At 57.0% G+C, this 25,070-nt stretch carries 37 protein-coding genes and 1 pseudogene; 37 read left to right on the top strand and 1 reads right to left on the bottom strand.

Annotated features, from left to right (window positions below; translation table 11 throughout):
* Nucleotides 1–148 precede the first annotated feature (148 nt).
* The 15 genes and pseudogenes from ACR0AZ_RS20915 (at nucleotide 149) to ACR0AZ_RS20845 (ending at nucleotide 9,865) form a co-directional block, all read left to right on the top strand.
* Nucleotides 149–766: a hypothetical protein gene (locus ACR0AZ_RS20915; RefSeq protein ID WP_480668169.1), complete on the top strand. Its 618-nt coding sequence runs from the start codon at nucleotides 149–151 to the stop codon at nucleotides 764–766.
* 201 nt (nucleotides 767–967) lie between these two features.
* Nucleotides 968–1,282, top strand: a complete 315-nt coding sequence (gene rpsJ / locus ACR0AZ_RS20910; protein ID WP_008756422.1) for a 30S ribosomal protein S10 — start codon at nucleotides 968–970, stop codon at nucleotides 1,280–1,282.
* Nucleotides 1,283–1,300: 18 nt separating this feature from the next.
* Complete coding sequence (rplC, locus tag ACR0AZ_RS20905) at nucleotides 1,301–2,026, top strand: 50S ribosomal protein L3 (RefSeq protein ID WP_298391073.1); 726 nt, start codon at nucleotides 1,301–1,303, stop codon at nucleotides 2,024–2,026.
* A complete protein-coding gene (gene rplD / locus ACR0AZ_RS20900) occupies nucleotides 2,023–2,640 on the top strand; it encodes a 50S ribosomal protein L4 (RefSeq protein ID WP_480471827.1) in 618 nt (205 codons plus the stop codon). Before rplC ends, rplD begins: the two co-directional genes overlap by 4 nt.
* The gene (locus tag ACR0AZ_RS20895; RefSeq protein ID WP_010437040.1) at nucleotides 2,637–2,933 is read left to right on the top strand and encodes a 50S ribosomal protein L23; all 297 of its coding nucleotides are present in this window, start codon (nucleotides 2,637–2,639) and stop codon (nucleotides 2,931–2,933) included. The genes rplD and ACR0AZ_RS20895 overlap by 4 nt, the downstream gene beginning before the upstream one ends.
* A gap of 168 nt (nucleotides 2,934–3,101) precedes the next feature.
* Nucleotides 3,102–4,136, top strand: coding sequence for a fatty acid desaturase (locus tag ACR0AZ_RS20890; protein WP_480471828.1), 1,035 nt, complete (start codon nucleotides 3,102–3,104; stop codon nucleotides 4,134–4,136).
* Between the two features lie 9 nt (nucleotides 4,137–4,145).
* Nucleotides 4,146–4,242: pseudogene (locus ACR0AZ_RS20885) on the top strand (50S ribosomal protein L23); the annotation flags it as partial.
* Nucleotides 4,243–4,730: 488 nt separating this feature from the next.
* Nucleotides 4,731–5,648 (top strand): glycosyltransferase family 8 protein, encoded by a 918-nt coding sequence (locus ACR0AZ_RS20880; protein WP_480668168.1) that lies wholly within the window; start codon nucleotides 4,731–4,733, stop codon nucleotides 5,646–5,648.
* A 203-nt stretch (nucleotides 5,649–5,851) separates the two neighbouring features.
* Nucleotides 5,852–6,694 carry a 50S ribosomal protein L2 gene (gene rplB / locus ACR0AZ_RS20875; protein ID WP_170356688.1) on the top strand — a complete coding sequence of 281 codons (843 nt, stop codon included), beginning with the start codon at nucleotides 5,852–5,854 and terminating at the stop codon, nucleotides 6,692–6,694.
* A 3-nt stretch (nucleotides 6,695–6,697) separates the two neighbouring features.
* A complete protein-coding gene (gene rpsS, locus ACR0AZ_RS20870; RefSeq protein ID WP_005980699.1) occupies nucleotides 6,698–6,976 on the top strand; it encodes a 30S ribosomal protein S19 in 279 nt (92 codons plus the stop codon).
* 3 nt (nucleotides 6,977–6,979) lie between these two features.
* The gene (rplV, locus tag ACR0AZ_RS20865; RefSeq protein ID WP_039538267.1) at nucleotides 6,980–7,360 is read left to right on the top strand and encodes a 50S ribosomal protein L22; all 381 of its coding nucleotides are present in this window, start codon (nucleotides 6,980–6,982) and stop codon (nucleotides 7,358–7,360) included.
* On the top strand, nucleotides 7,360–8,070 hold the full coding sequence (gene rpsC / locus ACR0AZ_RS20860; protein WP_008758042.1) for a 30S ribosomal protein S3: 711 nt from the start codon (nucleotides 7,360–7,362) through the stop codon (nucleotides 8,068–8,070). Before rplV ends, rpsC begins: the two co-directional genes overlap by 1 nt.
* Before the next feature lie 12 nt (nucleotides 8,071–8,082).
* On the top strand, nucleotides 8,083–8,496 hold the full coding sequence (gene rplP, locus ACR0AZ_RS20855) for a 50S ribosomal protein L16 (RefSeq protein WP_480471830.1): 414 nt from the start codon (nucleotides 8,083–8,085) through the stop codon (nucleotides 8,494–8,496).
* Nucleotides 8,497–8,655: 159 nt separating this feature from the next.
* Nucleotides 8,656–9,204 (top strand): amino acid synthesis family protein, encoded by a 549-nt coding sequence (locus ACR0AZ_RS20850; RefSeq protein WP_480668167.1) that lies wholly within the window; start codon nucleotides 8,656–8,658, stop codon nucleotides 9,202–9,204.
* Nucleotides 9,205–9,244: 40 nt separating this feature from the next.
* Nucleotides 9,245–9,865 (top strand): 2OG-Fe(II) oxygenase family protein, encoded by a 621-nt coding sequence (locus tag ACR0AZ_RS20845; RefSeq protein WP_480471832.1) that lies wholly within the window; start codon nucleotides 9,245–9,247, stop codon nucleotides 9,863–9,865.
* A 105-nt stretch (nucleotides 9,866–9,970) separates the two neighbouring features.
* Here ACR0AZ_RS20845 and ACR0AZ_RS20840 read toward each other — a convergent pair whose 3' ends face one another.
* Nucleotides 9,971–10,291, bottom strand: a complete 321-nt coding sequence (locus ACR0AZ_RS20840; protein ID WP_480471833.1) for a hypothetical protein — start codon at nucleotides 10,289–10,291, stop codon at nucleotides 9,971–9,973.
* A gap of 291 nt (nucleotides 10,292–10,582) precedes the next feature.
* Here ACR0AZ_RS20840 and rpmC point away from each other — a divergent pair, with 291 nt between their 5' ends.
* From rpmC to ACR0AZ_RS20730, 22 genes are all read left to right on the top strand, one after another.
* The gene (gene rpmC / locus ACR0AZ_RS20835) at nucleotides 10,583–10,789 is read left to right on the top strand and encodes a 50S ribosomal protein L29 (protein WP_037311745.1); all 207 of its coding nucleotides are present in this window, start codon (nucleotides 10,583–10,585) and stop codon (nucleotides 10,787–10,789) included.
* 4 nt (nucleotides 10,790–10,793) lie between these two features.
* Nucleotides 10,794–11,024, top strand: a complete 231-nt coding sequence (gene rpsQ, locus ACR0AZ_RS20830; protein WP_008757253.1) for a 30S ribosomal protein S17 — start codon at nucleotides 10,794–10,796, stop codon at nucleotides 11,022–11,024.
* Between the two features lie 76 nt (nucleotides 11,025–11,100).
* Nucleotides 11,101–11,469, top strand: coding sequence for a 50S ribosomal protein L14 (gene rplN, locus ACR0AZ_RS20825; protein ID WP_025045929.1), 369 nt, complete (start codon nucleotides 11,101–11,103; stop codon nucleotides 11,467–11,469).
* Nucleotides 11,470–11,471: 2 nt separating this feature from the next.
* Nucleotides 11,472–11,783 carry a 50S ribosomal protein L24 gene (gene rplX / locus ACR0AZ_RS20820; RefSeq protein WP_010437096.1) on the top strand — a complete coding sequence of 104 codons (312 nt, stop codon included), beginning with the start codon at nucleotides 11,472–11,474 and terminating at the stop codon, nucleotides 11,781–11,783.
* Entirely contained in the window at nucleotides 11,776–12,336 is a 561-nt protein-coding gene (rplE, locus tag ACR0AZ_RS20815) for a 50S ribosomal protein L5 (protein ID WP_480661057.1), read from the top strand. The genes rplX and rplE overlap by 8 nt, the downstream gene beginning before the upstream one ends.
* Before the next feature lie 19 nt (nucleotides 12,337–12,355).
* Nucleotides 12,356–12,661 (top strand): 30S ribosomal protein S14, encoded by a 306-nt coding sequence (rpsN, locus tag ACR0AZ_RS20810; RefSeq protein WP_068340744.1) that lies wholly within the window; start codon nucleotides 12,356–12,358, stop codon nucleotides 12,659–12,661.
* A 13-nt stretch (nucleotides 12,662–12,674) separates the two neighbouring features.
* On the top strand, nucleotides 12,675–13,067 hold the full coding sequence (gene rpsH, locus ACR0AZ_RS20805) for a 30S ribosomal protein S8 (protein WP_068340741.1): 393 nt from the start codon (nucleotides 12,675–12,677) through the stop codon (nucleotides 13,065–13,067).
* Between the two features lie 11 nt (nucleotides 13,068–13,078).
* Nucleotides 13,079–13,612 (top strand): 50S ribosomal protein L6, encoded by a 534-nt coding sequence (gene rplF / locus ACR0AZ_RS20800; protein WP_480668166.1) that lies wholly within the window; start codon nucleotides 13,079–13,081, stop codon nucleotides 13,610–13,612.
* A gap of 11 nt (nucleotides 13,613–13,623) precedes the next feature.
* Nucleotides 13,624–13,983, top strand: coding sequence for a 50S ribosomal protein L18 (gene rplR / locus ACR0AZ_RS20795; protein ID WP_039523386.1), 360 nt, complete (start codon nucleotides 13,624–13,626; stop codon nucleotides 13,981–13,983).
* 116 nt (nucleotides 13,984–14,099) lie between these two features.
* A complete protein-coding gene (rpsE, locus tag ACR0AZ_RS20790) occupies nucleotides 14,100–14,669 on the top strand; it encodes a 30S ribosomal protein S5 (protein WP_155148691.1) in 570 nt (189 codons plus the stop codon).
* 12 nt (nucleotides 14,670–14,681) lie between these two features.
* On the top strand, nucleotides 14,682–14,870 hold the full coding sequence (rpmD, locus tag ACR0AZ_RS20785; RefSeq protein ID WP_170402795.1) for a 50S ribosomal protein L30: 189 nt from the start codon (nucleotides 14,682–14,684) through the stop codon (nucleotides 14,868–14,870).
* A 166-nt stretch (nucleotides 14,871–15,036) separates the two neighbouring features.
* A complete protein-coding gene (locus tag ACR0AZ_RS20780) occupies nucleotides 15,037–16,542 on the top strand; it encodes an ArnT family glycosyltransferase (RefSeq protein WP_480668165.1) in 1,506 nt (501 codons plus the stop codon).
* 150 nt (nucleotides 16,543–16,692) lie between these two features.
* Nucleotides 16,693–16,908: a DUF1127 domain-containing protein gene (locus tag ACR0AZ_RS20775; RefSeq protein WP_480471837.1), complete on the top strand. Its 216-nt coding sequence runs from the start codon at nucleotides 16,693–16,695 to the stop codon at nucleotides 16,906–16,908.
* A 200-nt stretch (nucleotides 16,909–17,108) separates the two neighbouring features.
* A complete protein-coding gene (gene rplO, locus ACR0AZ_RS20770; RefSeq protein WP_170592313.1) occupies nucleotides 17,109–17,582 on the top strand; it encodes a 50S ribosomal protein L15 in 474 nt (157 codons plus the stop codon).
* A gap of 109 nt (nucleotides 17,583–17,691) precedes the next feature.
* Complete coding sequence (gene secY / locus ACR0AZ_RS20765) at nucleotides 17,692–19,056, top strand: preprotein translocase subunit SecY (RefSeq protein ID WP_480471838.1); 1,365 nt, start codon at nucleotides 17,692–17,694, stop codon at nucleotides 19,054–19,056.
* Nucleotides 19,053–19,697, top strand: coding sequence for an adenylate kinase (locus tag ACR0AZ_RS20760; RefSeq protein WP_480471839.1), 645 nt, complete (start codon nucleotides 19,053–19,055; stop codon nucleotides 19,695–19,697). Before secY ends, ACR0AZ_RS20760 begins: the two co-directional genes overlap by 4 nt.
* Before the next feature lie 200 nt (nucleotides 19,698–19,897).
* A complete protein-coding gene (gene rpsM, locus ACR0AZ_RS20755) occupies nucleotides 19,898–20,266 on the top strand; it encodes a 30S ribosomal protein S13 (protein ID WP_008757392.1) in 369 nt (122 codons plus the stop codon).
* Between the two features lie 15 nt (nucleotides 20,267–20,281).
* Complete coding sequence (gene rpsK / locus ACR0AZ_RS20750; RefSeq protein ID WP_008757289.1) at nucleotides 20,282–20,671, top strand: 30S ribosomal protein S11; 390 nt, start codon at nucleotides 20,282–20,284, stop codon at nucleotides 20,669–20,671.
* A 114-nt stretch (nucleotides 20,672–20,785) separates the two neighbouring features.
* Nucleotides 20,786–21,802, top strand: a complete 1,017-nt coding sequence (locus ACR0AZ_RS20745; RefSeq protein WP_010437127.1) for a DNA-directed RNA polymerase subunit alpha — start codon at nucleotides 20,786–20,788, stop codon at nucleotides 21,800–21,802.
* A 163-nt stretch (nucleotides 21,803–21,965) separates the two neighbouring features.
* Nucleotides 21,966–22,388 carry a 50S ribosomal protein L17 gene (rplQ, locus tag ACR0AZ_RS20740; RefSeq protein ID WP_480668164.1) on the top strand — a complete coding sequence of 141 codons (423 nt, stop codon included), beginning with the start codon at nucleotides 21,966–21,968 and terminating at the stop codon, nucleotides 22,386–22,388.
* A 158-nt stretch (nucleotides 22,389–22,546) separates the two neighbouring features.
* A complete protein-coding gene (locus tag ACR0AZ_RS20735) occupies nucleotides 22,547–23,602 on the top strand; it encodes a TauD/TfdA family dioxygenase (RefSeq protein ID WP_480471840.1) in 1,056 nt (351 codons plus the stop codon).
* A gap of 79 nt (nucleotides 23,603–23,681) precedes the next feature.
* Nucleotides 23,682–25,067 (top strand): trypsin-like peptidase domain-containing protein, encoded by a 1,386-nt coding sequence (locus tag ACR0AZ_RS20730; protein WP_480471841.1) that lies wholly within the window; start codon nucleotides 23,682–23,684, stop codon nucleotides 25,065–25,067.
* Nucleotides 25,068–25,070 lie beyond the last annotated feature (3 nt).

Here is a 25,070-nt window from a genome sequence, read left to right as displayed (position 1 = left end):
CGACTGGTGGGCGGCAGTTGCTCTGAAAGAGCAATGAGAGCCCACTCGGTTGAACTAAAGAAGGTCGCTCCAAATCGGGGCGGCCTTTTTTGTCGAGAATTGGTTGAGAAAGATTGAAAATACTCGCAAACTCAAAGAATTTTGAGAAATGACACAAGAGTTTGAAGTTCGTGACGCAGTTGAGCATCTAATTTTGATTAAGGCCCATATGCTGTCGTTGGAAGCTTACTCGACACAACTTGCGAAAACTCCTTTATGCAGTGCTGGTCTAGTTTCCTTACGGCAAGCTCACCTTGACCTCAGAATGATCATCGAAGAATTGATGTTGTTGTCTGTTTCGGCTCATCGGGATGTTGGCGAAGCAATTTCTAAGAATTTGCAGAAGAACTATAGTGCCACTCAAAAAATGAAGCTTTTGGAAAAGATCAACCCAAGGTTTTTCCCGGAAGCCATTAAGGTGGTGCCAACTAAAGAGACAGGTATCGAAGGCCAATTCGTTTCAGTCGAAGAGGATCACCTTAGCCGAGTACAAGCAGAGGACTTTTACAACAAAAGCGGCAACTTTTTGCATGCCTCTTACAAGACTTTGACCGAGCAAGAGTTCGAGCAAGCCAAAGAAGAGTTAGCTAACTTTTTCATTTTGGCGGCCCGATTAATGCACACATTTGAGGTCGACATCTCAGGGAAGGGGTGGTTGATAGCTGGTCACTTGAACCTAGAGGAAGCGCAATTTCCAGTTGTCTTTAGTGCTCGAGTTGAAAAATAGCTTCCGTTTCTGACTACGTGTTCCGAAATCGGGGTCGACATGTAATCTCCCCCTTGCCAAACCCCACCAACCCCACTAATACGCGCGAGTTCTCAACAAGAACGTCAAGGCGGGGTGATTCCCGCCTTTTGGGTTCGATGAGGGTTGGCGATGCGCGCTTGTCCTCCTCTCAACCTCAACGCCTGATAAAAGGCTGTATCTATGCAAAGCCAAAACATCCGTATTCGGCTGAAGGCATTTGACTATCGCGTTCTGGATGCCAGCACGCAAGAGATCGTCAACACTGCCAAGCGGACCGGCGCGAACGTGCGCGGCCCGATCCCGCTGCCGAACAAGATTGAGAAGTTCACGGTTCTCCGTGGCCCTCACGTTGACAAGAAATCCCGCGACCAGTTCGAGATCCGTACGCACAAGCGTCTCTTGGACATCGTTGATCCGACCCCCCAGACCGTTGACGCGCTGATGAAGCTCGACCTCGCTGCTGGTGTGGACGTCGAGATCAAGCTGCAGTCGTAAGATCGGAGGGTATAGATTATGCGCTCTGGTATTATCGCAAAAAAAGTTGGCATGACCCGCCTGTTCATGGAAGACGGCAAGCAGATCCCTGTGACCGTTCTTCACCTGGACAATCTGCAGGTTGTTGCACAGCGTACCGCTGACAAAGACGGCTACACCGCCGTTCAGCTGGGCGCCGGTGCCGCCAAGGCAAAACGCACCTCGAAGGCCATGCGCGGTCACTATGCCGCTGCAAAGGTTGAGCCCAAGCGTAAGCTGGCCGAGTTCCGCGTCTCCGAAGATGGCCTGATCGATGTGGGCGCCGAGATTTCGGCAGAACACTTCCTGGAAGGTCAGAAAGTTGACGTTTCGGGCACCTCGATCGGTAAAGGCTTTGCCGGTGCGATGAAGCGCTGGAACTTTGGTGGTCTGCGCGCCTCGCACGGTGTTTCGATCAGCCACCGTTCGCACGGTTCGACCGGTCAGTGTCAGGACCCGGGCAAGGTGTTCAAAGGCAAGAAGATGGCCGGTCACATGGGTGCTGCCCGTGTTACCACCCAGAACCTGGAGGTTGTCAAAACCGACGCCGACCGTGGTCTGGTCTTCATCAAAGGCGCCGTTCCCGGACCGAAATCGGGCTGGGTTACCGTCAAGGACGCCGTGAAGAAGAAAGCACCCGAAGGTCTGCCGTTCCCGGCAGCCGTAAAAGGTGCCGCAACCGAAGCACCGGCGGAAGAAGCGCCCGCGGAAGGTGGTGAAGCATGAAACTTGATGTAATCAAACTGGACGGCGGCAAAGCCGGCGACATCGAGCTGGATGCAGACCTGTTCGGCCTCGAGCCGCGCGCGGACATCCTGCACCGTGTGGTCCGTTGGCAGCGTAACAACGCGCAAGCCGGCACCCACAAGGTCAAGACCCGCTCGGAAACCAGCTACTCGACCAAGAAGATCTATCGCCAGAAGGGCACCGGTGGCGCACGCCATGGTGACCGTAACGCGCCGATCTTCCGTGGTGGTGGTATCTACAAAGGCCCCGTGGTTCGTTCGCATGGTCACGACCTGCCCAAGAAGTTCCGCAAGCTTGGCCTGCGCCACGCTCTGTCGGCAAAAGCCAAGGCAGGTGAACTGGTTGTGATCGAGAACGCCGAAGCCGAAGGCAAGACCGCCGCTCTGGCCAAACAGGTTGCAAACCTGGGCTGGAAACGCGCTCTGGTCATCGACGGCGCGACCGTGAACGAGGGGTTCCTGAAAGCGTCCAAGAACATCGAAGGTCTGGATATCCTGCCGTCGATGGGCGCAAACGTCTATGACATCCTCAAGCGTGACACCCTGGTGCTCACCAAAGCGGCTGTCGAAGCACTGGAGGCTCGTCTGAAATGAGCGCGAAGGCAGAACACTACGACGTGATCCGCAAGCCGGTCATCACCGAAAAGTCGACCATGGCGTCCGAAAACGGCGCGGTTGTCTTTGAAGTGGCGATCGACAGCAACAAGCCACAGATCAAAGAGGCCGTTGAGGCACTGTTTGGTGTGAAGGTCAAAGCGGTGAACACCACCGTGACCAAAGGCAAGGTCAAGCGGTTCCGCGGCCAGCTGGGCCGTCGGAAAGACGTCAAAAAAGCATATGTGACCCTGGAAGAGGGTAACACCATCGACGTGTCCACCGGTCTCTGATCGAACCCGTCTTTGGAAAAAGATAAAGACCCCCGCGCAAGCGGGGGTTTTTCTTTGGCAACAACACCAAGAATTGAGCGCAAATCAGGCGACTTTCCCGGAATTCACTTGCTATCCCGGGCGGGGTGTCTATCCGGTTCCCTACAAGTAAGAAAACACGGCAGGCGCATGACCAAACCCTCTCTCTCGATCCGGGGCAACCCGAACATGACCTCGGCGCGGGATTGGGTCACGACACTTGCCAAGTATCGCGAACCCAACCAGTGGCGCAGCTCCTTTGAACTGGGTGTCAGCATTGTCCCCTTCTTTGCGCTTTGGACGCTATCCTGGATGTCGCTTTCGCTCAGCTACTGGCTGGCCTTTGCGATTTCCGTCCTGAACGCCGCCTTCCTGCTGCGGCTGTTTGCGATCCAGCATGATTGCGGGCACGGAGCGTTCTTCAAGAACCGTGCGGTTAGCGACTGGGTCGGACGGATAATCGGAGTGCTGACCCTGACACCCTACGACGTCTGGCGCCGGACACATTCCACGCATCACAACAGCTCGGGCAATCTGGACAAGCGGGGCATGGGCGATATCCACACTTTGACAGTGGCCGAGTATCAATCAAAAACGCCCATGAACCGGTTCTGGTATCGCGTTTACCGCAACCCCATCACACTGTTCGTCCTTGGCCCCGGCTATCTGTTTCTGTTTCAGAACCGCCTTCCGCTTGGTCTGACGGGGAGTGTCAGGTTCTGGGTCAGTGCGATGGGTACCAACGTCGCCATTTTGGTCGCACTTCTGGCGATCTACTATTTCGGTGGACTGATGCCGATGCTACTGATCTTCCTGCCCTCAACCCTGATTGCCGCAACGGCCGGTGTCTGGCTGTTCTACGTACAGCATCAGTTTGAGGACACGCACTGGGACCCCGATAAAGACTGGCAACTGCACGAGGCGGCCCTGCACGGAAGTTCCCACTACATCCTGCCCTCGGTGTTGCAGTGGTTCAGCGCCAATATCGGCATCCACCATGTACACCACCTGTACAGCCGTATTCCGTTCTATCGCCTGACCGAGGTGCTACGCGATCATGATGAACTGGCAAACAGCAACAAGATGACCATCCGGGAGAGCCTCGCCAACGCCCGGTTGCACCTGTGGGATGAGAAGAGCCGTCGCCTGCTGTCCTTCGCCGAGGCCCACGCGCTTTATGGGTGAGTGCGGGGAAGATTCCACCACCAGTTGGGCCGTCGGAAAGACGTCAAAAAAAGCATATGTGACCCTAGAAGAGGGTGACATCATCGACGTGTCCACCGGTCTCTGATCGGACCCGCCTTTGGTGAGAGATAAAGGGCCCCGCGAAAGCTTGTTTTTTCTTTAATGTCTATGAGATGCGCCAACGACTGCCCGTGGGATGGCACTTCAACGCCTGTAAGGCAGTCGCTGACGGTACGGCCTTCTTCGCCGCCGCAACTATCAGGGTATAGACATTGAGGAGAATGGCGAGAGATTTGAGAGCTTGCCATATGAAGCCAATCTTTTGGGCAAAGGTGAGAGGATGGCGACAGGCAAGCGTGCAGCAGTAGAAGCAAAATGTACCGAGCATGAAATACGATATCGGCAATTGGCTGAGAGCTACCTATAGACACCCACCACCAACTCTGTTTCACGCCTCACTCTTGCGGCCTCGGATTCGTTTCGGGGTGATCCCATTACTCCCCTCCGCCTTCCAAACAAGTTGGATTCTGCCGCGACGCCTCTATAGTTTCCTCAGCTATTGAGCACACAGAACTTTTTGAGGACAGTTTCCAGATGGCAGTTGATGTGGTCCTGATAGGTGACAGGAATGTTGTGTGCGGGCTTGCGGTCACCGGTCGCTCAGCGCTTGAGAATGCTGGCGAGGTGCTCAATTTCCATGTGATCTGCCAGAATCTGACCGTCGATATCAAGCAGAGGCTGCGGGACTCGTGGCAGCATGAGAGGTTCGGGCAGGTCACGTTTTGTGAGATCCCGCGCGACAAGATCGCGCCCTTCCGGTCGACCGGATATCTGAAAAGCAAGATGACCTATGCCCGTTACTTTGTGGCCGATCTATTCCCGAAGCTGGATCGCTGCATATGCCTCGACCCGGATCTGCTGGTTCTGCGCGATCTGGCCGAGGTCGGGAACATGCGTCTGGACGGCAAGGCGCTGGCGGCGGTGCCTGATGTCAGTGTGCGCGTGGGTGGCGAAGGAGGCAAACATCGGTCGCGTCTAGGGCTTGGGTCGGATGACGGCTATTTCAACGCAGGGGTGCTGGTCATTGATCTGACCTACTGGCGTGACAATAGCATCACGTCGAAGATCATCGATCTGACCCTCGACAAGAAGGATATTCTGCATTCGATGGATCAGGATGCACTGAATGTGATATATGACGGCAATGTGGCGTTTCTCGACCCGTCCTGGAATGTGTCGCAATATGAAAAGCCCGAGCCGATCGAGGGACAGATCGTGCATCTGATCGGCAGCGTAAAGCCCTGGCATTTACGTTACAAAAAGAAATTTTTGGAACCCTATTATCGCGATGTCATTCATAAGGCTTATGCCGACATCCTGGAACGCACTGCGTTTCGGGGTGCGAGCCCGCGCAATCCTATGGGTCTGGGGATGCAGATCGAAGAGGTGCGCGAGCGACTTCCGACCAAGGACATGGTGGCGCGCAAGCTGGGGCAGTTGATCCAGAAATAACGGGCTTTGGGCGGGCCTTGAGTTTCCTATAGACACCCACCCCCAACCCTGTTACACGCTCCCAATCTTGCGGCCTCGGATTCGTTCCGGGGCCTCTGATATTTGTAACCGGGGACCTTCGGGGCCCTATACCCTTGGCACCTACGGGGGCCTATCACATAGCGGGGAAATCCCTCGCACTTGCTAAACGGAAGACAGAAAGCATGGCACTCAAGTCGTACAAGCCGACGACGCCGGGCCAGCGCGGGCTGGTGCTGATCGACCGTTCGGAGCTTTGGAAAGGACGTCCGGTCAAGTCTCTCACTGAGGGTTTGACCAAGTCGGGCGGCCGGAACAACACCGGACGGATCACTTCACGCCGCCGCGGCGGTGGCGCAAAGCGTCTCTACCGGATCGTTGACTTCAAACGGAATAAATTTGATGTCGCGGCAACCGTCGAGCGGATCGAATATGACCCGAACCGGACCGCATTCATCGCACTGGTAAAATACGAAGACGGCGAGCAGGCATATATCCTGGCTCCGCAGCGTCTGGCTGTTGGTGACAAAGTCATCGCGTCGGCAAAAGCTGACATCAAGCCGGGCAACGCAATGCCGTTCTCGGGCATGCCCATTGGTACCATCGTCCACAACATCGAGATGAAGCCTGGCAAAGGCGGTCAGATCGCACGTGCGGCCGGTACATACGCTCAGTTCGTTGGTCGCGATGGCGGCTACGCTCAGATCCGTCTGAGCTCGGGCGAACTGCGCATGGTCCGTCAGGAATGCATGGCCACCGTTGGTGCCGTGTCCAACCCCGACAACTCGAACCAGAACCTCGGTAAAGCCGGTCGTATGCGCCACAAAGGCGTTCGTCCGTCGGTTCGTGGTGTTGCTATGAACCCGATCGATCACCCGCACGGTGGTGGTGAAGGTCGTACCTCGGGTGGCCGTACACCGGTTACACCGTGGGGTAAGGACACCAAGGGTAAGCGTACCCGCAACAAGAACAAAGCGTCCCAGAAGCTGATCATCCGCTCGCGGCACGCCAAGAAGAAGGGACGTTAATCTATGTCTCGCTCTGTTTGGAAGGGTCCTTTCGTCGATGCTTACGTGCTGAAAAAAGCCGAAGCAGCGCGCGAGTCGGGCCGCAACGAAGTCATCAAAATCTGGTCGCGTCGTTCCACCATTCTGCCCCAGTTCGTGGGTCTGACCTTTGGTGTGTACAACGGCCAGAAGCATATTCCCGTCAACGTCTCGGAAGACATGATCGGTCAGAAGTTCGGTGAATACTCGCCGACCCGGACCTATTATGGCCACGCCGCAGACAAAAAAGCGAAGCGGAAGTAAGTCATGGGCAAGGAAAAGAACCCCCGCCGCGTGGCTGAAAACGAAGCAATGGCGAAAACCCGCATGCTTCGCACCAGCCCGCAGAAACTGAACCTGGTTGCGCAAATGATCCGCGGCAAGAAAGTTGAGAAGGCTCTGACCGACCTGACTTTCTCGAACAAGCGTGTCGCGCAGGACGTCAAAAAGTGCCTGCAGTCCGCAATCGCCAACGCCGAGAACAACCACAACCTGGACGTTGACGAACTGATCGTCGCCGAAGCATGGGTTGGCAAAAACCTGGTCATGAAGCGCGGTCGTCCGCGTGCCCGTGGCCGTTTCGGCAAGATCATGAAGCCGTTCTCGGAGATCACCATCAAGGTGCGTCAAGTTGAGGAGCAAGCCTAATGGGTCATAAAGTAAATCCGATCGGCATGCGCCTGCAGGTCAACCGCACCTGGGACAGCCGCTGGTACGCCGACACCAAGGACTACGGTGATCTTCTGCTGGAAGACCTCAAGATCCGTGAGTTCATCAACAAAGAGTGCAAGCAGGCCGGTGTTGCCCGTGTGATCATCGAACGTCCGCACAAGAAGTGCCGCGTCACGATCCACACTGCACGTCCCGGTGTCATCATCGGCAAGAAAGGTGCAGACATCGAAGTTCTGCGCAAAAAGCTTGCTCGTATGACCGACAGCGAACTGCACCTGAACATCGTCGAAGTGCGCAAGCCCGAGCTTGACGCGCAGCTGGTTGCCGAGTCCATCGCTCAGCAGCTGGAGCGCCGCGTCTCGTTCCGCCGCGCGATGAAGCGGTCGGTTCAGAACGCCATGCGTATGGGCGCCCTGGGTATCCGGGTGAACGTCGCTGGTCGCCTGGGCGGCGCCGAAATCGCACGGACCGAGTGGTACCGCGAAGGCCGCGTGCCTCTGCACACCCTGCGTGCCGACATCGATTACGCACATGCCGAAGCGATGACCCCCTACGGGATCATCGGGATCAAGGTCTGGATCTTCAAAGGTGAGATCATGGAGCACGATCCGCAGGCACGTGACCGTAAAGCACAGGAACTCCAGGACGGCCCTGCACCTCGTGGTGCTGGTGGCGGTCGTCGCTAAGGAGGGAAAGATATGCTTCAACCAAAGCGTACTAAATTCCGCAAGATGCACAAAGGCCGGATCAAGGGTCTCGCCAAAGGCGGCTCTGATCTGAACTTTGGCACCTACGGCCTGAAAGCCATCGAGCCTGAGCGTGTAACTGCACGCCAGATCGAAGCTGCACGTCGTGCCATGACGCGTCACATGAAGCGTCAGGGTCGTGTCTGGATCCGCATCTTCCCCGACACTCCGGTCACTGCAAAGCCGATCGAAGTTCGTATGGGTAAAGGTAAGGGTTCGGTCGACCGCTGGGTTTGCAAGGTCAAGCCTGGTCGCGTGATGTTCGAGATCGACGGCGTCAATGACGACATCGCCCGCGAGGCCCTGCGCCTGGCCGCGATGAAGCTGCCGGTCAAGACCCGCGTTGTGATCCGCGAAGACTGGTAAGCGATTGGGGGCAACCCCGTTCGTGACAAGATCGACCCCCGTCGGGAAACCGGCGGGGGTTTTCCTTTGGCTGGAGGGTCTGTGATGTTGTGGGTCGTGAAAACCGTCGACCTGCCCCCGTGGCGCGCCTAGGCTGCTGGACAGGAATGGGAGAGTCTTTTGATTCAGCTGCGCAAGAAGATATTCGTCAAAGAAGTCATAACCACCGACCAGTTGGGCCAGCCTTGCGATCCGATCAGTCGGGTCGCGGCGTTGGCAGTGGTACAGAACCCGTTGGCTGGGCGGTTCGCCGACGACCTTTCAGAGCTGTTCGAAATCGGTGGCTCTTTAGGTGCGGAACTTGCAGCCGAAGCGATCTCGCAACTGGACGGACCGCCGATCTCTTACGGCAAAGCGGCGATCGTTGGCATGAACGGCGATCTTGAGCAGGGCGGGGCAGTGATCCACCCCAAGCTCGGCGCTCCCATGCGGGCGGCGGCCGGTGGGGGTGAGGCGGTGATCCCGTCAAACGCCAAGCTGGGCGCGCCGGGTTGCGCAATTGATCTGCCGCTTGGACACAAGGACAATCCTTGGTCGTTTGACCATTTCGACACGATGACGTTGAACATCCCGGACGCACCAAAACCGGATGAGATCGTGCTATGCCTTGCCTATGCAGATGGCGGTCGCCCTATTCCGCGCTGTGGTAAAGGGCCCATCAAGACCTAAGCGTCTGGTCTTGCAGAAAGGGCTAGGGTATGCCCGGCCCATGGCACAGATTGAATCACTCTTCGTTACCCGTCTTTATCGCGCAGCTTTGTCCGAGTTCGATCCCAAGATCGATGCGGGCGAATTGGAAAACTCCTGCCTTATCATCGCTGAGGATGATGAGGCCGGGCAAGATTGGTGTGAGGAGAACGGCTATCCGGGCTATACCAGCTATGCCTCGCTGACCGATCTGCCCTGGCGGTTCCCGATCTTCGCCGATCTGGTCAAAGTGCTGGACCAGCACGTGGCGGCCTTCGCCAAGGATCTGGAATTCGATCTGGGCGAGGGCGAACTGAAGCTTGAAGACCTCTGGATCAACATCCTGCCCGAGGGCGGCATGCACTCCAGCCACCTGCACCCGCACAGCGTGATCTCGGGCACAACCTATGTGGCGATGCCCGAAGGAGCGAGTGCGCTGAAACTGGAAGACCCCCGCTCAGGCCGCATGATGGCGGCACCCACGCGCCTCAAAGGCGGGCGACGTGATTTGCAGCCGTTCATCTATATGAAGCCTCAGGTGGGCGATGTTCTGTTGTGGGAAAGCTGGCTGCGTCACGAGGTGCCGATGAACATGGCTGAGGATGAGCGGATCAGTGTCAGCTTTAACTACAAATGGGAATAGTCTTGTTCGAGTGACCCAATGCAGAGTTTGGGTCACTCACGTGAGGTGGGGTGTGTAGATTAGTGTGACACACCGATGACTTCCAGGTTACCTATCGGCGAAAAGCTAATTTAGGCCGCACTTCTTTTTGGATAACCGCACCGTCTTTTTCATTTGGTTCACGGTTTTCCTTTGAGATTGCTTTAGGGCAAGCATCTCGTTTTCTCGGGACTCGCCTGAGTACATTGCTTCCGTCCATAGAACATAGAGTTCAGGTGACAAGTTTTGCTGAGCAACCGTTGCCATGCAGAGACATTGATCAACAGATGCACTATTCAAGCGGTTGTCTGTGTGGGCCCGGTCGCAGACTTTCTTGCTAGGAATAGCCTGAGCCTGCGCAGAGCCGACAATAAATATCAGTGAAATAGACCAGAGTATTTTCTTCATTATTTTATTCACCTGTGTAGTACATTAGTGATTTCCGGTTACTTTAACCCTGTTTATCGCGCAAGTTATGAGCGAAGATTTGACCGCCCGTTCGCCTTTCCTGTCTGTGTGTCAGTAGTTCTGGGCTCTGTCTGAATCTTTCCCTTGCCACGCACCCCCCGAACCCTTATACGGCGGCATCCTGCGATCTCCCGGCGTTGTCGGGCGATTCGTATGTCTATCATTCATCCACCAGGTCAAAGGTGACCCGTGTACGGGGCCTTCTGGTGTTTTGAGCAAAGGAAAAAGGCGATGAACGCCCAAGAACTGCGTGACAAGACCCCGGACCAGCTCCGTGAGGAACTGGCCAACCTGAAGAAAGAAAGCTTTAACCTGCGCTTTCAACAGGCAACCGGTCAGCTGGAAAGCACCGCCGGCATCAAAGCGGCCCGCCGCAATGCTGCCCGCGTCAAAACCATTCTGAACGAAAAGGCCGCTGCTGCGGCATCCGAGGAGTAATCAGATGCCCAAGCGTATCCTGTCCGGCACCGTAACCAGCGACGCCAACGAACAGACCGTAACCGTATCCGTCGAGCGCCGCTTTACGCATCCGGTTCTGAAGAAAACCATCCGTAAGTCCAAGAAATACCGGGCTCACGATGAAAAGAACGCCTTCAAGGTCGGCGATACAGTCCGCATCATCGAATGCGCGCCGAAATCGAAGACGAAACGTTGGGAGGTTCTGGAGGCGTAAGCCCCCAGGACTTTTCCATTTGTCGAAACCCTGGGGGATTTAACAAGACCAGCCCCCACAGGTCGGGAGAAACCACATGATCCAGATGCAGACCAATCTGGATGTCGCTGACAACTCCGGCGCACGCCGAGTTCAGTGCATCAAGGTCCTGGGTGGTTCCAAGCGTAAATACGCCTCCGTTGGCGACATCATTGTCGTCTCGGTGAAGGAAGCCATCCCGCGCGGCCGCGTAAAGAAAGGTGACGTCCGTAAGGCCGTCGTCGTGCGCACCGCCAAGGAAGTCCGTCGCGACGACGGCACCGCGATCCGTTTCGATCGCAACGCCGCCGTCATCTTGAACAACAACAACGAGCCAGTCGGTACCCGTATCTTTGGCCCCGTTGTTCGTGAACTGCGCGGCAAGAACTTCATGAAAATCATCTCGCTGGCTCCGGAGGTGCTGTAATTATGGCTGCTAAACTCCGCAAAGGCGACAAGGTCGTCGTGCTGGCCGGCAAGGACAAGGGCAAAGAGGGAACGATTACCTCGGTTGACCCCAAAGCCGGTAAAGCTGTTGTCGATGGCATCAACATCGCCATCCGCCACACCCGTCAGTCGCAAACCTCGCAAGGTGGTCGCCTGCCTCAGGCAAACCCGATCGAGCTGTCGAACCTGGCGCTGCTGGACAAAAACGGCAAAGCAACCCGCGTTGGCTTCCGCATGGAAGGCGACAAGAAGGTGCGCTTCGCCAAGACCACAGGGGACGTGATCGATGCTTGATAACGCAACCTACACCCCGCGTCTGAAAGCTCAGTACGTTGAAACCATCCGTGCCGCTCTGAAAGAAGAGTTCGGCTACAAGAACGACATGCAGCTGCCCAAGCTGGACAAAATCGTTCTGAACATCGGTTGTGGTGCTGAAGCCGTCAAAGACTCGAAGAAAGCGAAAGCTGCTGTCGAGGATCTGACTGCGATTGCTGGCCAAAAGGCCGTTTCTACCAAGGCGAAGAAATCGATCGCGGGTTTCCGCGTCCGTGAAGACATGCCGCTGGGTGCGAAAGTGACTCTGCGCGGTGACCGGATGTACGAATTCCTGGATCGTCTGATCACCATCGCGCTGCCGCGCGTTCGTGACTTCCGCGGTGTGAAGCCCTCTTTCGATGGTCAGGGCAACTTTGCCATGGGCATGAAAGAGCACATCGTGTTCCCGGAAATCGACTTCGACAAAGTCGACGAGGTCTGGGGCCTGGACATCGTAATTGCCACCACAGCGAAAACCGACGCTGAAGCAAAGGCATTGTTGAAAGCGTTCAACATGCCGTTCAACGCGTAAGCGCCGGAAGGATAGAGACATGGCTAAAAAAGCAATGATCGAACGCGAGAAGAAGCGCGAACGCCTGGTGGCCAAATATGCCGCAAAGCGTGCCGAGCTGAAAGAAATCGCGAATGACGAGAGCCGCCCGATGGAAGAGCGCTTCAAAGCGCGTCTGAAACTGGCGAAACTGCCGCGCAACAGCTCGGCTACCCGTCTGCACAACCGTTGTCAGCTGACCGGTCGTCCCCACGCTTACTACCGTAAGCTGAAGGTCAGCCGTATCGCGCTGCGCGAGCTGGGTTCTGCTGGTCAGATCCCCGGCATGGTGAAATCGAGCTGGTAAGGGAGACATAGATATGAATGATCCTATCGGCGATATGCTCACCCGTATCCGCAACGCGCAAATGCGCGGCAAGTCCACCGTATCCACCCCGGCTTCCAAGCTGCGCGGTTGGGTTCTGGACGTGCTGGCGGACGAAGGCTACATCCGTGGCTATGAAAAGACGACCGGTGAAAACGGTCATCCGGCCATCGAAATCAGCCTGAAATACTACGAAGGCACCCCTGTTATTCGCGAACTGAAGCGGGTCTCGAAGCCCGGTCGTCGCGTGTACATGGGCGTCAATGACATTCCGCAGGTCCGTCAGGGTCTGGGCGTGTCGATTGTCAGCACTCCGAAAGGTGTGATGTCGGACGCAAACGCTCGCTCCAACAATGTTGGCGGCGAAGTGCTCTGCACCGTCTTCTAAGGAGGTCTGCAATGTCTCGTATTGGTAAAAAACCGGTCGAGCTGCCCAGCGGCGTTTCCGCCTCTGTGTCGGGTCAGACCATCGAAGTGAAAGGTCCGAAAGGCACCCGCAGCTTCACCGCCACCGACGATGTAACCATCGCGGTTGAAGACAACGTGGTCAAAATCGATCCCCGTGGCATGTCCAAGCGTGCCCGCCAGCAGTGGGGCATGAGCCGCACCATGGTTGCCAACCTGGTAACCGGTGTGACCGAAGGCTTCAAAAAAGAGCTGGAGATCCAGGGTGTTGGTTACCGGGCTCAGATGCAGGGCAACACCCTGAAGCTGAACCTGGGCTACAGCCACGATGTCGATTTCACTGCTCCGGAAGGTGTCACCATCACCGCACCGAAGCAGACCGAAATCGTTGTGGAAGGTATCGACCAGCAGCAGGTGGGAGAAGTCGCGGCCAAAATCCGCGAATGGCGCCGTCCCGAGCCGTACAAAGGCAAGGGCATCCGCTATAAGGGCGAGTTCATCTTCCGCAAGGAAGGCAAGAAGAAGTAAGGACGCAAACAATGGCAAACAGCAAAAGAACCCTGTTTCTGAAGCGCCGCCTGCGCGTTCGGAACAAACTTCGCAAAGTCAACGCGGGCCGCGTACGCCTGTCGGTTCACCGTTCGAACAAGAACATCAGCGTTCAGCTGATCGACGACGTTCGTGGCGTGACCCTGGCATCGGCCTCGACCCTGGAAAAAGATCTGGGTGTTGTTGGCAAGAACAACGTCGAAGCGGCCACCAAAGTGGGCGCGGCCATCGCCGAGCGTGCCAAGAAGGCAGGCGTCGAAGAGGCCTATTTCGATCGTGGTGGCTTCCTGTTCCACGGCAAGGTGAAGGCAGTTGCCGACGCCGCGCGTGAAGGTGGTCTGAAGATCTAAGACTTGCGGGCGGGTTTCGATCCGCCCCGATGATCCGGGGGCCTCGGCAATAGTCGGGGCTCACTTGGATTGAAGAAAACGGCGCCGTATGCGCCACATGAGAAAAGGGATGCCAAATGGCAGAACGTGAAAACCGTCGGGGCCGTGGCCGCGACCGTGAAGAAGCACCGGAATTTGCAGATCGCCTGGTCGCAATCAACCGCGTGTCGAAAACCGTAAAAGGTGGTAAGCGCTTTGGCTTCGCCGCTCTGGTGGTTGTCGGCGATCAGAAAGGCCGCGTGGGCTTTGGCAAAGGTAAAGCGAAAGAAGTACCTGAAGCCATCCGTAAGGCGACTGAACAAGCCAAGCGTCAGATGATCCGTGTGCAACTGCGCGAAGGTCGTACTCTGCACCACGATATCGAAGGCCGTCACGGCGCCGGTAAAGTGGTTATGCGCACCGCACCTGAAGGTACTGGTATCATCGCCGGTGGTCCGATGCGTGCTGTGTTCGAAATGCTGGGTGTTAAGGACGTTGTGTCCAAGTCGCTGGGCTCGCAGAACCCGTACAACATGATCCGCGCCACCATCAACGGCCTGCAGAAAGAGCAGAGCCCGCGTTCGGTTGCCGCACGTCGTGGCAAAAAGGTTGCCGACATCCTGCCCAAGCGGGACGAAGCACCAGCTGCTGCTGAAGCAGAAGCATAAGGAGAGCGACCCATGGCAAAAACCATCGTCGTCAAGCAGATCGGCTCCCCGATCCGCCGCCCCGCCGAACAGCGCGCAACCCTGATCGGCCTGGGCCTGAACAAGATGAACAAGACCCGTGAGCTGGAGGACACCCCTTCGGTCCGCGGCATGGTCAACAAGATCCCGCATCTGGTTGAGATCATCGAAGAACGCGGCTAAGCGCCAGCTTCTAAAAGAACAAACGCCTCCGATATTTTCGGAGGCGTTTTCTATTTTGGCGACAGCTTTTGAACAAGAGCGATACCGCGCACATATCGCCGTAAGTGATTGCGGGCCCGTCCAACCAGATATACTGAACGCATGCAGATATATTTATGTTGGCACTATGGCTCAGATTGAACAAAAGACCTTTGGACCTCACTACGCAAGCATTTACGCGGCGCTGATCTGTGTCACTATCGTCGTCGCCGCTATCTTCTGGCACGCGCAGAATCTGGGGGGCGGCGACCTCTGGCGATATGACGAGTTCTATACCCACGACCGGACCCTGGGCTTTGCCGCGTTTCAGGACTGGTTCACCGTCTACAGCCTTGGCAAGCCCACGCTGGAAAAGCCGCCGCTTCAGTACTGGATTTCGGCCGGTCTGATCGAGGCGGGGGTAACAGACCTTGTCGCGCTGCGCATTCCATCCCTGATCTTTGCTGCCGGTGCGATGATCACCACGGCCGCGCTCGCCTGGGTCATGTTTCCGCGTCAGGTGTGGTTGATGCCCGCCTCGGTGCTGCTGTTGTCGACCTCCGACCAGTTCTGGCAGTATTCGACCTCGGCCATGCTAGATGCAGGTGCTGTGTTCTTCACGACGCTGGGTGTGCTGTCGCTGTTTTTGTCTTTCAGGAATCCGCGCTATTGGCCGACCTTCCCGTTGGCCGTCTTTCTGGCGGGGTTGCAGAAAGGTCCGACACCGCTGGCGTTTCTGCTGATCGCCTTGATTGGGGTGGCGCTCACTTCGCGGATTCACGGTGACCGGGTGCGCGACATCTGCAGTGACCGGCGCTTCGCCTATTCGGTTCTGGCGGCGTTCTTTCTGGGGTTCTTCTGGCAGATTTTCCAGCACGTCAAATACTGGGGGCAGGACCGGCTGAGCGGTTCTATAGAAGGTGAGATGCTAAATCGCTTCATCCCTGAAAACATGGAGTTCGTTTCGCGCCTGATCGCCGGTTTCGATGCGCTGATTCTGTATGACGAACCGGTGATCAGGCTTGCCGGTTTGGCGGGGCTGCTGTTGATACCGTTTGTTGCCAGGCGATCGGCCTATTTTGCCATGTCTTCCATCGCGTTCTTTTTTGTGCTGGTCATGATCCTGGCGCAGGAAAACGTGTATGATCGTTATACCCTTACGATTTTGCCGCTGCTGTGCGTCGCGGCTGCGTGGCTGATCTTTTATGTCTGCCGCAAACCGGTGGTCGGCATCGTCGCAACCATCCTGATCGCGGTCATGCTGGGTGGTCCCTTGCGGCCTGCAGATGTTCTGGCACAGTCCAAATCGCGAAACTACGGGATGCCGATTGGCGAAATCCTTGGGCAGTTGAACGCGACATTCCAACCCGGTGAGACGCCTGTTTTCTGCAGGCTTGAAAACAAGCTGTTTCCCCGGGGCGCGGTTCATGTCCATGCGCCAAAAGCGGGGGCCGGGCAGCATATCTATATCAAAAGTACTGACTCGGTCGAACGAGACATGCGTAAATACAAAGGCGGGCCGATACGCGGGCTATGCCTCAAGACCGAGATTGATGCGCTGCGGCCCTATTTTGCGGACGTGACAACCGAACCTGCGGGTGGCGCGTTTCACATCTGGACGGCTTCGGCATTTCGCCCGGCACCTGCTGATTGACGGGCTGCCCGGGCCATTCCCCAAACGCATACCGGCTAGACCAAAACCTTCGTTGTTAGCGGTACCCAACACTCCTATCTGAGCGTTGTCCACAAAGGAACACATGGAAACGCCCGGGGAATACGCCTCGGTACAGAAAGGATTAGAAACATGGCACATACAGCTACTCTGACACATGGCGGCTTCAATCTGCGGGGCCGTATCGCGGCCTTCGTTGAAGGCATGAAAGAAACCCGCGCGCGCGCGATCGAATACAACCGCACCTATTCCGAGCTTCAGCGCCTCAGCAATCGCGAGCTGGACGATATCGGTATTCGTCGGTGCGACATTGCTGATATCGCGCGTGAACACGCGTACTGCTCGTAAGACACCTACCACTCACGAAGAAAGGGGCGCCGGACCGGCGCCTCTTTTGGTTTTGGCAGTTGTAATACAACAAACCTTGCAACCGAAGGCGCGACGCTGTAGAGCGCTCCGGTGGCATCGCGCCACGAGAATCAAAACCAAGAAACGCCGTGGTTGGCCCATCACGCTTCGGGGGTCACATCCGGCATAGGAGAAGCGATATGAAACTGAACGAATTGCGCGACAATCCCGGCGCTGCACCGAAACGCACTCGCGTTGGCCGTGGTCCCGGTTCCGGCAAAGGTAAAATGGGTGGCCGTGGTATCAAAGGCCAGAAATCCCGTTCGGGTGTGGCCATCAATGGCTACGAAGGCGGCCAGATGCCGCTGTACCAGCGTCTGCCTAAGCGTGGCTTCAACAAGCCGAACCGCAAGGAATTCGCCGTTATCAATCTGGGCCTGATCCAGAAATTCGTCGACGCCGGCAAGCTGGATGCCAAAGCTGCGATCACCGAGGACGCGCTGGTTGCATCCGGTCTGGTCCGTCGCAAGCTGGACGGTGTCCGCGTTCTGGCGAAAGGCGAGATCAGCGCGAAAGTGAACCTGGAAGTCACCGGTGCTTCGAAAGCTGCTGTTGAGGCAGTTGAGAAAGCGGGCGGTTCACTGACGGTCACAAAAGCTGCTGCGGCAGAGTAAGCGCTTGTGAGCGGGCCAAGACCCGCTTACATAGACCTCAGAGTTTTCCAAGACGCCGCCCGAGCCGGAAAACGGTTCCGGGCGGTGTTTTCATAAGAGAGACCGATTTATGGTATCAGCAGCAGAACAAATGGCAGCCAACACAAGCTGGGCTGCTTTGGGCAAAGCTACCGATCTGCGCAACCGCATCCTGTTCACGCTGGCCTTGCTGATCGTCTATCGTCTGGGCACCTTCATTCCGGTTCCGGGCATCGACGGGCAGGCTCTGCGCGAGTTCATGGAGCAGGCAGGGCAGGGCATCGGCGGCATGGTTTCGATGTTCACCGGTGGGGCGCTGGGTCGGATGGGTATCTTTGCCCTCGGCATCATGCCCTATATCTCGGCCTCGATCATCGTGCAGCTGCTGACATCGATGGTCCCCGCGCTCGAACAGCTCAAGAAAGAGGGCGAGCAGGGGCGCAAGAAAATCAACCAATACACCCGTTTTGGTACCGTCGCGCTGGCCACCGTTCAGGCTTATGGTCTGGCCGTATCGTTGGAATCCGGTGATCTCGCGACCGATCCGGGCATGTTCTTCCGGATGTCGACCATGATCACTCTGGTCGGTGGTACCATGTTCCTGATGTGGCTGGGTGAGCAGATCACCGCACGCGGCATCGGCAACGGTATCTCTCTGATCATCTTCGTCGGCATCATCGCCGAAGTTCCCGCCGCTCTGGCGCAGTTCTTCGCAAGCGGACGCAGCGGCGCGATCAGCCCTGCCGTGATCGTGGGTGTGATTGTCATGGTCATCGCCGTGATCACCTTTGTGGTGTTCATGGAACGCGCTCTGCGCAAGATCCATATTCAATACCCGCGCCGTCAGGCCGGTATGAAAGTCTATGAAGGCGGCTCCAGCCACCTGCCGGTCAAAGTGAACCCGGCGGGCGTGATCCCGGCGATCTTTGCCAGCTCGCTGCTGCTGCTGCCGGTGACGATCTCGACCTTCTCTTCGGGGGCGACCAATGGACCGATCATGTCATGGCTGCTGGCCAACTTTGGCCCCGGACAGCCGCTCTATCTGCTGTTCTTCGCCTCGATGATCGTGTTCTTTGCCTATTTCTATACGTTCAACGTGTCGTTCAAACCGGATGATGTGGCGGACAACCTGAAAAAGCAGAACGGATTTGTTCCCGGCATTCGTCCCGGCAAGAAAACGTCTGAGTACCTGGAATACGTGGTCAACCGCGTGTTGGTTCTGGGTTCAGCTTATCTGGCAGCCGTCTGTCTGTTGCCGGAAATCCTGCGGAACCAGTTTGCCATTCCGTTCTATTTCGGTGGCACCTCGGTTCTGATTATCGTCTCTGTGACCATGGACACGATCCAACAGGTCCAGAGCCATCTGCTAGCGCATCAATACGAAGGTCTTATCGAAAAGTCCCAGCTGCGTGGTAAGGGGAAGAAACGTAACAGGAAGGGACCTTCTCGTAGATGAACATCATTCTTCTCGGCCCCCCGGGGGCAGGCAAGGGGACGCAGGCACGTCACCTGGTTGAAACACGCGGCATGGTACAGCTGAGCACAGGCGACATGCTGCGCGAAGCAAAAACCTCGGGCACCGAAATGGGCCAGAAGGTTGCGGCCATCATGGACGCAGGCAAGCTGGTCACCGATGAGATCGTGATCGGCCTGATCGAAGAGAAACTGACCTCGGAAACGGGTGCCGGTTTCATCTTTGACGGCTTCCCCCGCACGCTGGCGCAAGCCGACGCGCTGGCGGCGCTTCTGACCAAGCTGGGGCAATCCCTGCACACCGTGATCGAAATGCGCGTGGATGACGATGCATTGGTAGATCGTATCACCGCACGCTCGACCTGCGGCGGATGTGGTGAAGTCTACAACGACATCACCAAACCGATCCCGGCCGATGGCAAGTGCACCAATTGCGGTAAAGAGAATGACTTCCAGCGTCGTGCAGACGACAACGAAGACAGCCTGCGCACGCGTCTGATGGAATACTACAAGAAGACGTCGCCGCTGATTGGCTATTACTATGCCAAAGGCGATCTGCGTCCGGTGAACGGACTGGCGGATATCAAGGAGGTCACGGCGTCGATCGAAGCCATTCTTGGCTGATTTTGATATGGGCTTGACGCCAACGCCAAAAGCCCATATCGACCCCCATCCCTAAAGGGAATCAAGACCGCATGCGGGATTCGTCCCAACTGCCCCGACCACCTCGAATAATGCTGAACCCTCTGGCCACACTGCCACGGTAAAGCGTTGTGAAAAAAGGTTCTGGAGCTACGGAACCGCAACGAAAAGGAAAGTGACACGTGGCACGTATTGCCGGCGTAAACATCCCGACTGCAAAGCGGGTACCAATCGCCCTCACATATATCACCGGTATCGGAAACACCTCGGCCAAAGCGATCTGCGAAGCCGTAGGTATTGAAGCGCACCGTCGCGTCAACGAACTGTCCGACGCCGAAGTTCTGGCCATCCGCGAGCACATCGATGCAAACTTCACCGTTGAAGGTGACCTGCGTCGTGAAGTTCAGATGAACGTCAAGCGCCTGATGGACCTGGGCTGCTATCGCGGTCTGCGTCACCGCCGCAACCTGCCGGTTCGCGGTCAGCGTACCCACACCAATGCTCGTACCCGCAAAGGCCCCGCAAAGGCCATTGCCGGTAAGAAGAAATAAGGGAGGGTCTGACCGATGGCACGTGACAAGACTCGCGTTAAGCGCAAAGAGCGTAAGAACATCGCATCGGGCGTTGCCCATGTGAACTCGACCTTCAACAACACCAAGATCCTGATCTCGGACGTACAGGGCAACGCCATTTCGTGGTCGTCTGCCGGTACCATGGGCTTTAAGGGATCGCGGAAATCGACACCCTACGCCGCTCAGATGGCTGCAGAAGATGCAGGCAAAAAGGCGCAGGAACACGGCGTCAAGACGCTGGAAGTCGAAGTTCAGGGCCCCGGTTCGGGTCGTGAATCGGCTCTGCGTGCGCTGGCTGCAGTGGGCTTCAACATCACGTCGATCCGCGACGTGACACCGATTGCTCACAACGGCTGCCGTCCGCCGAAGCGTCGTCGCGTCTAAGCGATTTTGAATTAGGCTGGGGCTGTGTTTTTGCACGGCCCCAGCACGTCATTTTGAACCTCGGGCGTCTGCACCTTGTTGGTCATGGGGCGCGGACAGGAATGGAGGGATTACATGATCCACAAGAATTGGGCAGAATTGATCAAGCCGACCCAGCTGGACGGCAAGCCGGGCAACGACCCTGCACGTCAGGCAACCCTGGTTGCCGAGCCGCTTGAGCGTGGCTTTGGTCTGACCCTGGGCAACGCGCTGCGTCGCGTTCTGATGAGCTCGCTGCAAGGTGCGGCCATCACCAGCGTTCAGATCGACAACGTCCTGCACGAGTTCTCCTCGGTTGCAGGCGTTCGTGAAGACGTCACCGACATCATCCTGAACCTCAAAGGCGTGTCGCTGCGCATGGAAGTCGAAGGGCCCAAGCGCCTGTCGATCAATGCCAAAGGCCCCGCCGTTGTCACCGCTGGCGACATCAGCGAAAGCGCTGGCATCGAGGTTCTGAACCGCGATCACGTCATCTGCCACCTGGACGATGGCGCGGACCTGTTCATGGAACTGACCGTCAACACCGGCAAAGGTTACGTCTCGGCTGAGAAGAACAAACCCGAAGATGCACCCATTGGCCTGATCCCGATCGACGCGATCTATTCGCCGGTCAAAAAGGTTGCCTATGACGTTCAGCCGACCCGTGAAGGTCAGGTTCTGGACTATGACAAGCTGACCCTCAAGATCGACACCGATGGTTCGATCACGCCGGAAGACGCGCTGGCCTTTGCCGCTCGGATCCTGCAGGATCAGCTGTCGATCTTCGTCAACTTCGACGAGCCGGAATCGGCTGGCCGTCAGGACGAAGACGATGGTCTGGAGTTCAACCCGCTGCTGCTGAAGAAAGTGGACGAGCTGGAGCTGTCGGTCCGTTCGGCAAACTGCCTGAAGAACGACAACATCGTTTACATCGGCGATCTGATCCAGAAGACCGAAGCCGAGATGCTGCGCACCCCGAACTTCGGCCGCAAGTCGCTGAACGAGATCAAGGAAGTGCTGTCCGGCATGGGTCTGCACCTCGGCATGGATGTCGAGGACTGGCCGCCCGACAACATCGAAGATCTGGCGAAGAAGTTCGAAGACGCCTTTTAAGTCAGTGCCGGGCTGAAGCCCGGCCTGCAAGGTTGTACAACACGGACGCTCCGCCCATTGCGGGGCGTACAACACGAAAGACCCGGGCAATCCTGCCCCAAGGAGAGCCGGTGACACGCATCGCCGGCCAGACAAAGCAAAACGCGAAAGAAGGAATTAGAAAATGCGTCACGCACGTGGTTACCGCCGCCTGAACCGTACTCATGAGCACCGTAAAGCTCTGTTTGCAAACATGGCTGGCTCGCTCATCGAACATGAGCAAATCAAAACAACTCTGCCCAAGGCAAAAGAACTGCGCCCGATCATCGAAAAGCTGGTCACTCTGGGCAAGCGTGGCGACCTGCACGCCCGCCGTCAGGCTGCATCGCAGCTGAAAGAAGACAAAGATGTCGCCAAGCTGTTCGAAGTTCTGGGCCCCCGCTACGCCGAGCGTCAGGGCGGTTACGTCCGCATCCTGAAAGCAGGCTTCCGCTATGGCGACATGGCTCCGATGGCGATCATCGAATTCGTTGATCGTGACGTTGACGCCAAAGGCGCGGCTGACAAGGCCCGCGCTGCCGCCGAAGAGGCAGCAGACGAAGAATAAGAAAGTCATTCTTTCTGACTTGAGCCCCTGCGTTTCAGACGCGGGGGCTTTTCTTTTGCGATCAGCCGGTGTCGCAATCAGGTTATTTTCGACGAATTCTGGTGATGAAACCAAGCCTGCCTTGTTCCACTCTGAAAAACAGCTGAGGAGGTTGGATCATGACAGTGCTTTCCGAGATACCCGCGCAATTAACCGGTCCTTCGGTTTGGACTGGGGCCGAGATGCGCGCGCGTCAGGCAGACTGGATTGTGGACCTGACGCCGGATGATGTTGCCGATCTTGAGCAGGCGGCACACCACTACCTGTCTCTTGGGCGTGACATCGGCCAAATGACGAAGGCTGATTTTCCACTAAAGCACTTCGACCAACATCTGGCTTACCTGCGCGACAAGTTGATCAATGGCATTGGGTTCGAAGTCCTGCGCGGTCTGCCAACCGGGACCTATACGCAGGAAATGGCAGCCGCGATTTTCTGTGGCGTCGGGGCGCATCTGGGGTCGGCCCGTTCTCAGAATGCACAGGGACATATCCTCGGGCATGTCCGCGACATTGGCGCGGATGCAAACGATCCTAATACCCGTATCTACCAGACCCATGAGCGCCAGACCTTCCATACTGACAGCGCCGATATCGTTGGCCTGTTATGCCTGCGTGATGCCAAAGAAGGTGGTGACTCGCTGCTGGTGAGTGCAGAAGCGATCTATAACCGGATGCGGGCTGAATGCCCCAACCTGCTGGAATGCTTGTTCGATCCTGTCGCAACCGATCGGCGCGGAGAAGTCCCTGAAGGGATGGAGCCGTTCATGACCATCCCGCCCTTCACATGGCATAATGGCAAGCTGACGGTGTTTTATCAGAGACAGTATATCGACAGCGCGCAGCGCTTTCCGGAAGCAATGCGGTTGAGCGATGATCACGTTGCGGCCTTGGATACATTTGATGCCCTTGCCAATGACCCCGAGATGCATCTGACCATGCGGTTGCAGCCCGGCGATATGCAATTTGTTTATAACCACTCTCAGCTACATGATCGCACAGGGTTTACGGACTGGCCCGATCCCACTCAGCGCCGCCACTTGTTCCGCCTCTGGCTGTCGCCCGAAGGCGACCGGGAACTGCCCGAAGTGTTCACGCAACGCTACGGCACGATTGAGGTTGGAAATCGGGGTGGGATCATAACCAAAGGAACCCAGCTACACGCGCCGTTGGACTGAGACGACACCTGTCAGGGTATGCTTGCATTATCGCCTGCATAGACGCATATCCAACGCAGTCTTGCAGGTAGAGGTAAAGATGGTTCGTGCGTCCCTTCTGGCTTTTTTCATGATCAGCGCGTCGGTCGCGTCCGCTGAGACACGCGTGCCGACATCGCAGGCGGAAATCTCATTGGGGTTTGCGCCGGTTGTGAAGCAAGCATCGCCCGCTGTGGTTAATATTTACGCCAAGATCGTCAGAGAGGGGCGGGTCAATCCGTTGTTTTCTGACCCGTTCTTTCAGGATTTCTTTGGCCGGGGTTTCAACCAGCCGCAGCAGCGTGTGCAGAATTCATTGGGATCGGGGGTGGTCCTGTCTGAAGACGGTTATGTGGTCTCGAACTACCATGTCGTCGGGACCGCCACTGAAATCCGGGTGGTGACGACGGATCGGCGCGAATACTCGGCAGAGGTCGTGCTGGGCGACAAGGAAAGCGATATTGCGATCCTGAGGCTGGAAGAAGCGCAGGACTTGCCATTTCTGAAGCTGCGCGACTCTGATCATGTTGAAGTGGGCGAGCTTGCCCTGGCCATCGGCAACCCTTTTGGAGTTGGGCAGACAGTGTCGTCAGGCATCATCTCGGGGCTGGCGCGCACCGGGACGGCGACGGGTAATGCGCGGGGATATTTCATTCAGACGGATGCGGCGATCAACCCGGGTAATTCCGGGGGCGCCCTCATCGATGTGAATGGGGATTTGATCGGCATCAATACTTCAATCCTGACCCGTTCAGGCGGATCAAACGGGATCGGCTTTGCGATCCCGGCAAATCTGGTGGCCGAGTTTTTGCGGCAAGCGCAGGGCGGTAATGACAGTTTCATCAGCCCCTGGGCCGGGATTTCCGGCCAGCACATGAGCGCAGATATTGCCGAGTCGCTGGGTCTGACATTCCCCATGGGCGTGGTGGTTTCTGATATTCATCCGCTAAGCCCGCTGGGCGAGGCCGGGTTGCGCGTGGGTGATGTGGTGACACATGTGGACGGGGATGAAGTGAACTCACCCGCCGAAATGAAATTCCGCATGTCTGTGGCAGGGGTCGGCGGGACGTCCGTGCTGACCCGTCTGCGCGGCGATCAGAGAGATGACGTCAGCGTGGAGCTGGTCAAGGCGCCGGATACGCCTGCCGCGGACGAAACGACTCTGACCGACCGTACGGTGATGCCGGGTCTGACCGTATCGCGCATCAATCCCGCAGTGATTACGCGGTTGCGGCTGCCCCTGTCTGTGGACGGTGTTGTGGTTGTCGATGCCGGTCGCTATGGCGGACGCTCGGGCCTGCGGGTCGGAGATGTGCTGAGCCGTATCAACGACACCGATATCGCCGCCCCCGATGATGTGATCGAAGCGCTCACCAATCCGGGCCGCCGCCTGCAGTTTGAGCTGCAGCGGGACGGGCGCACCGTGTCCCTGCGGTTCCGGTTGTAAATC

Source organism: Ruegeria sp. BE3, assembly GCF_056538865.1.
Note: the sequence above shows the minus strand (reverse complement) of the source record. Positions and strands in the feature narration are given on the sequence as shown.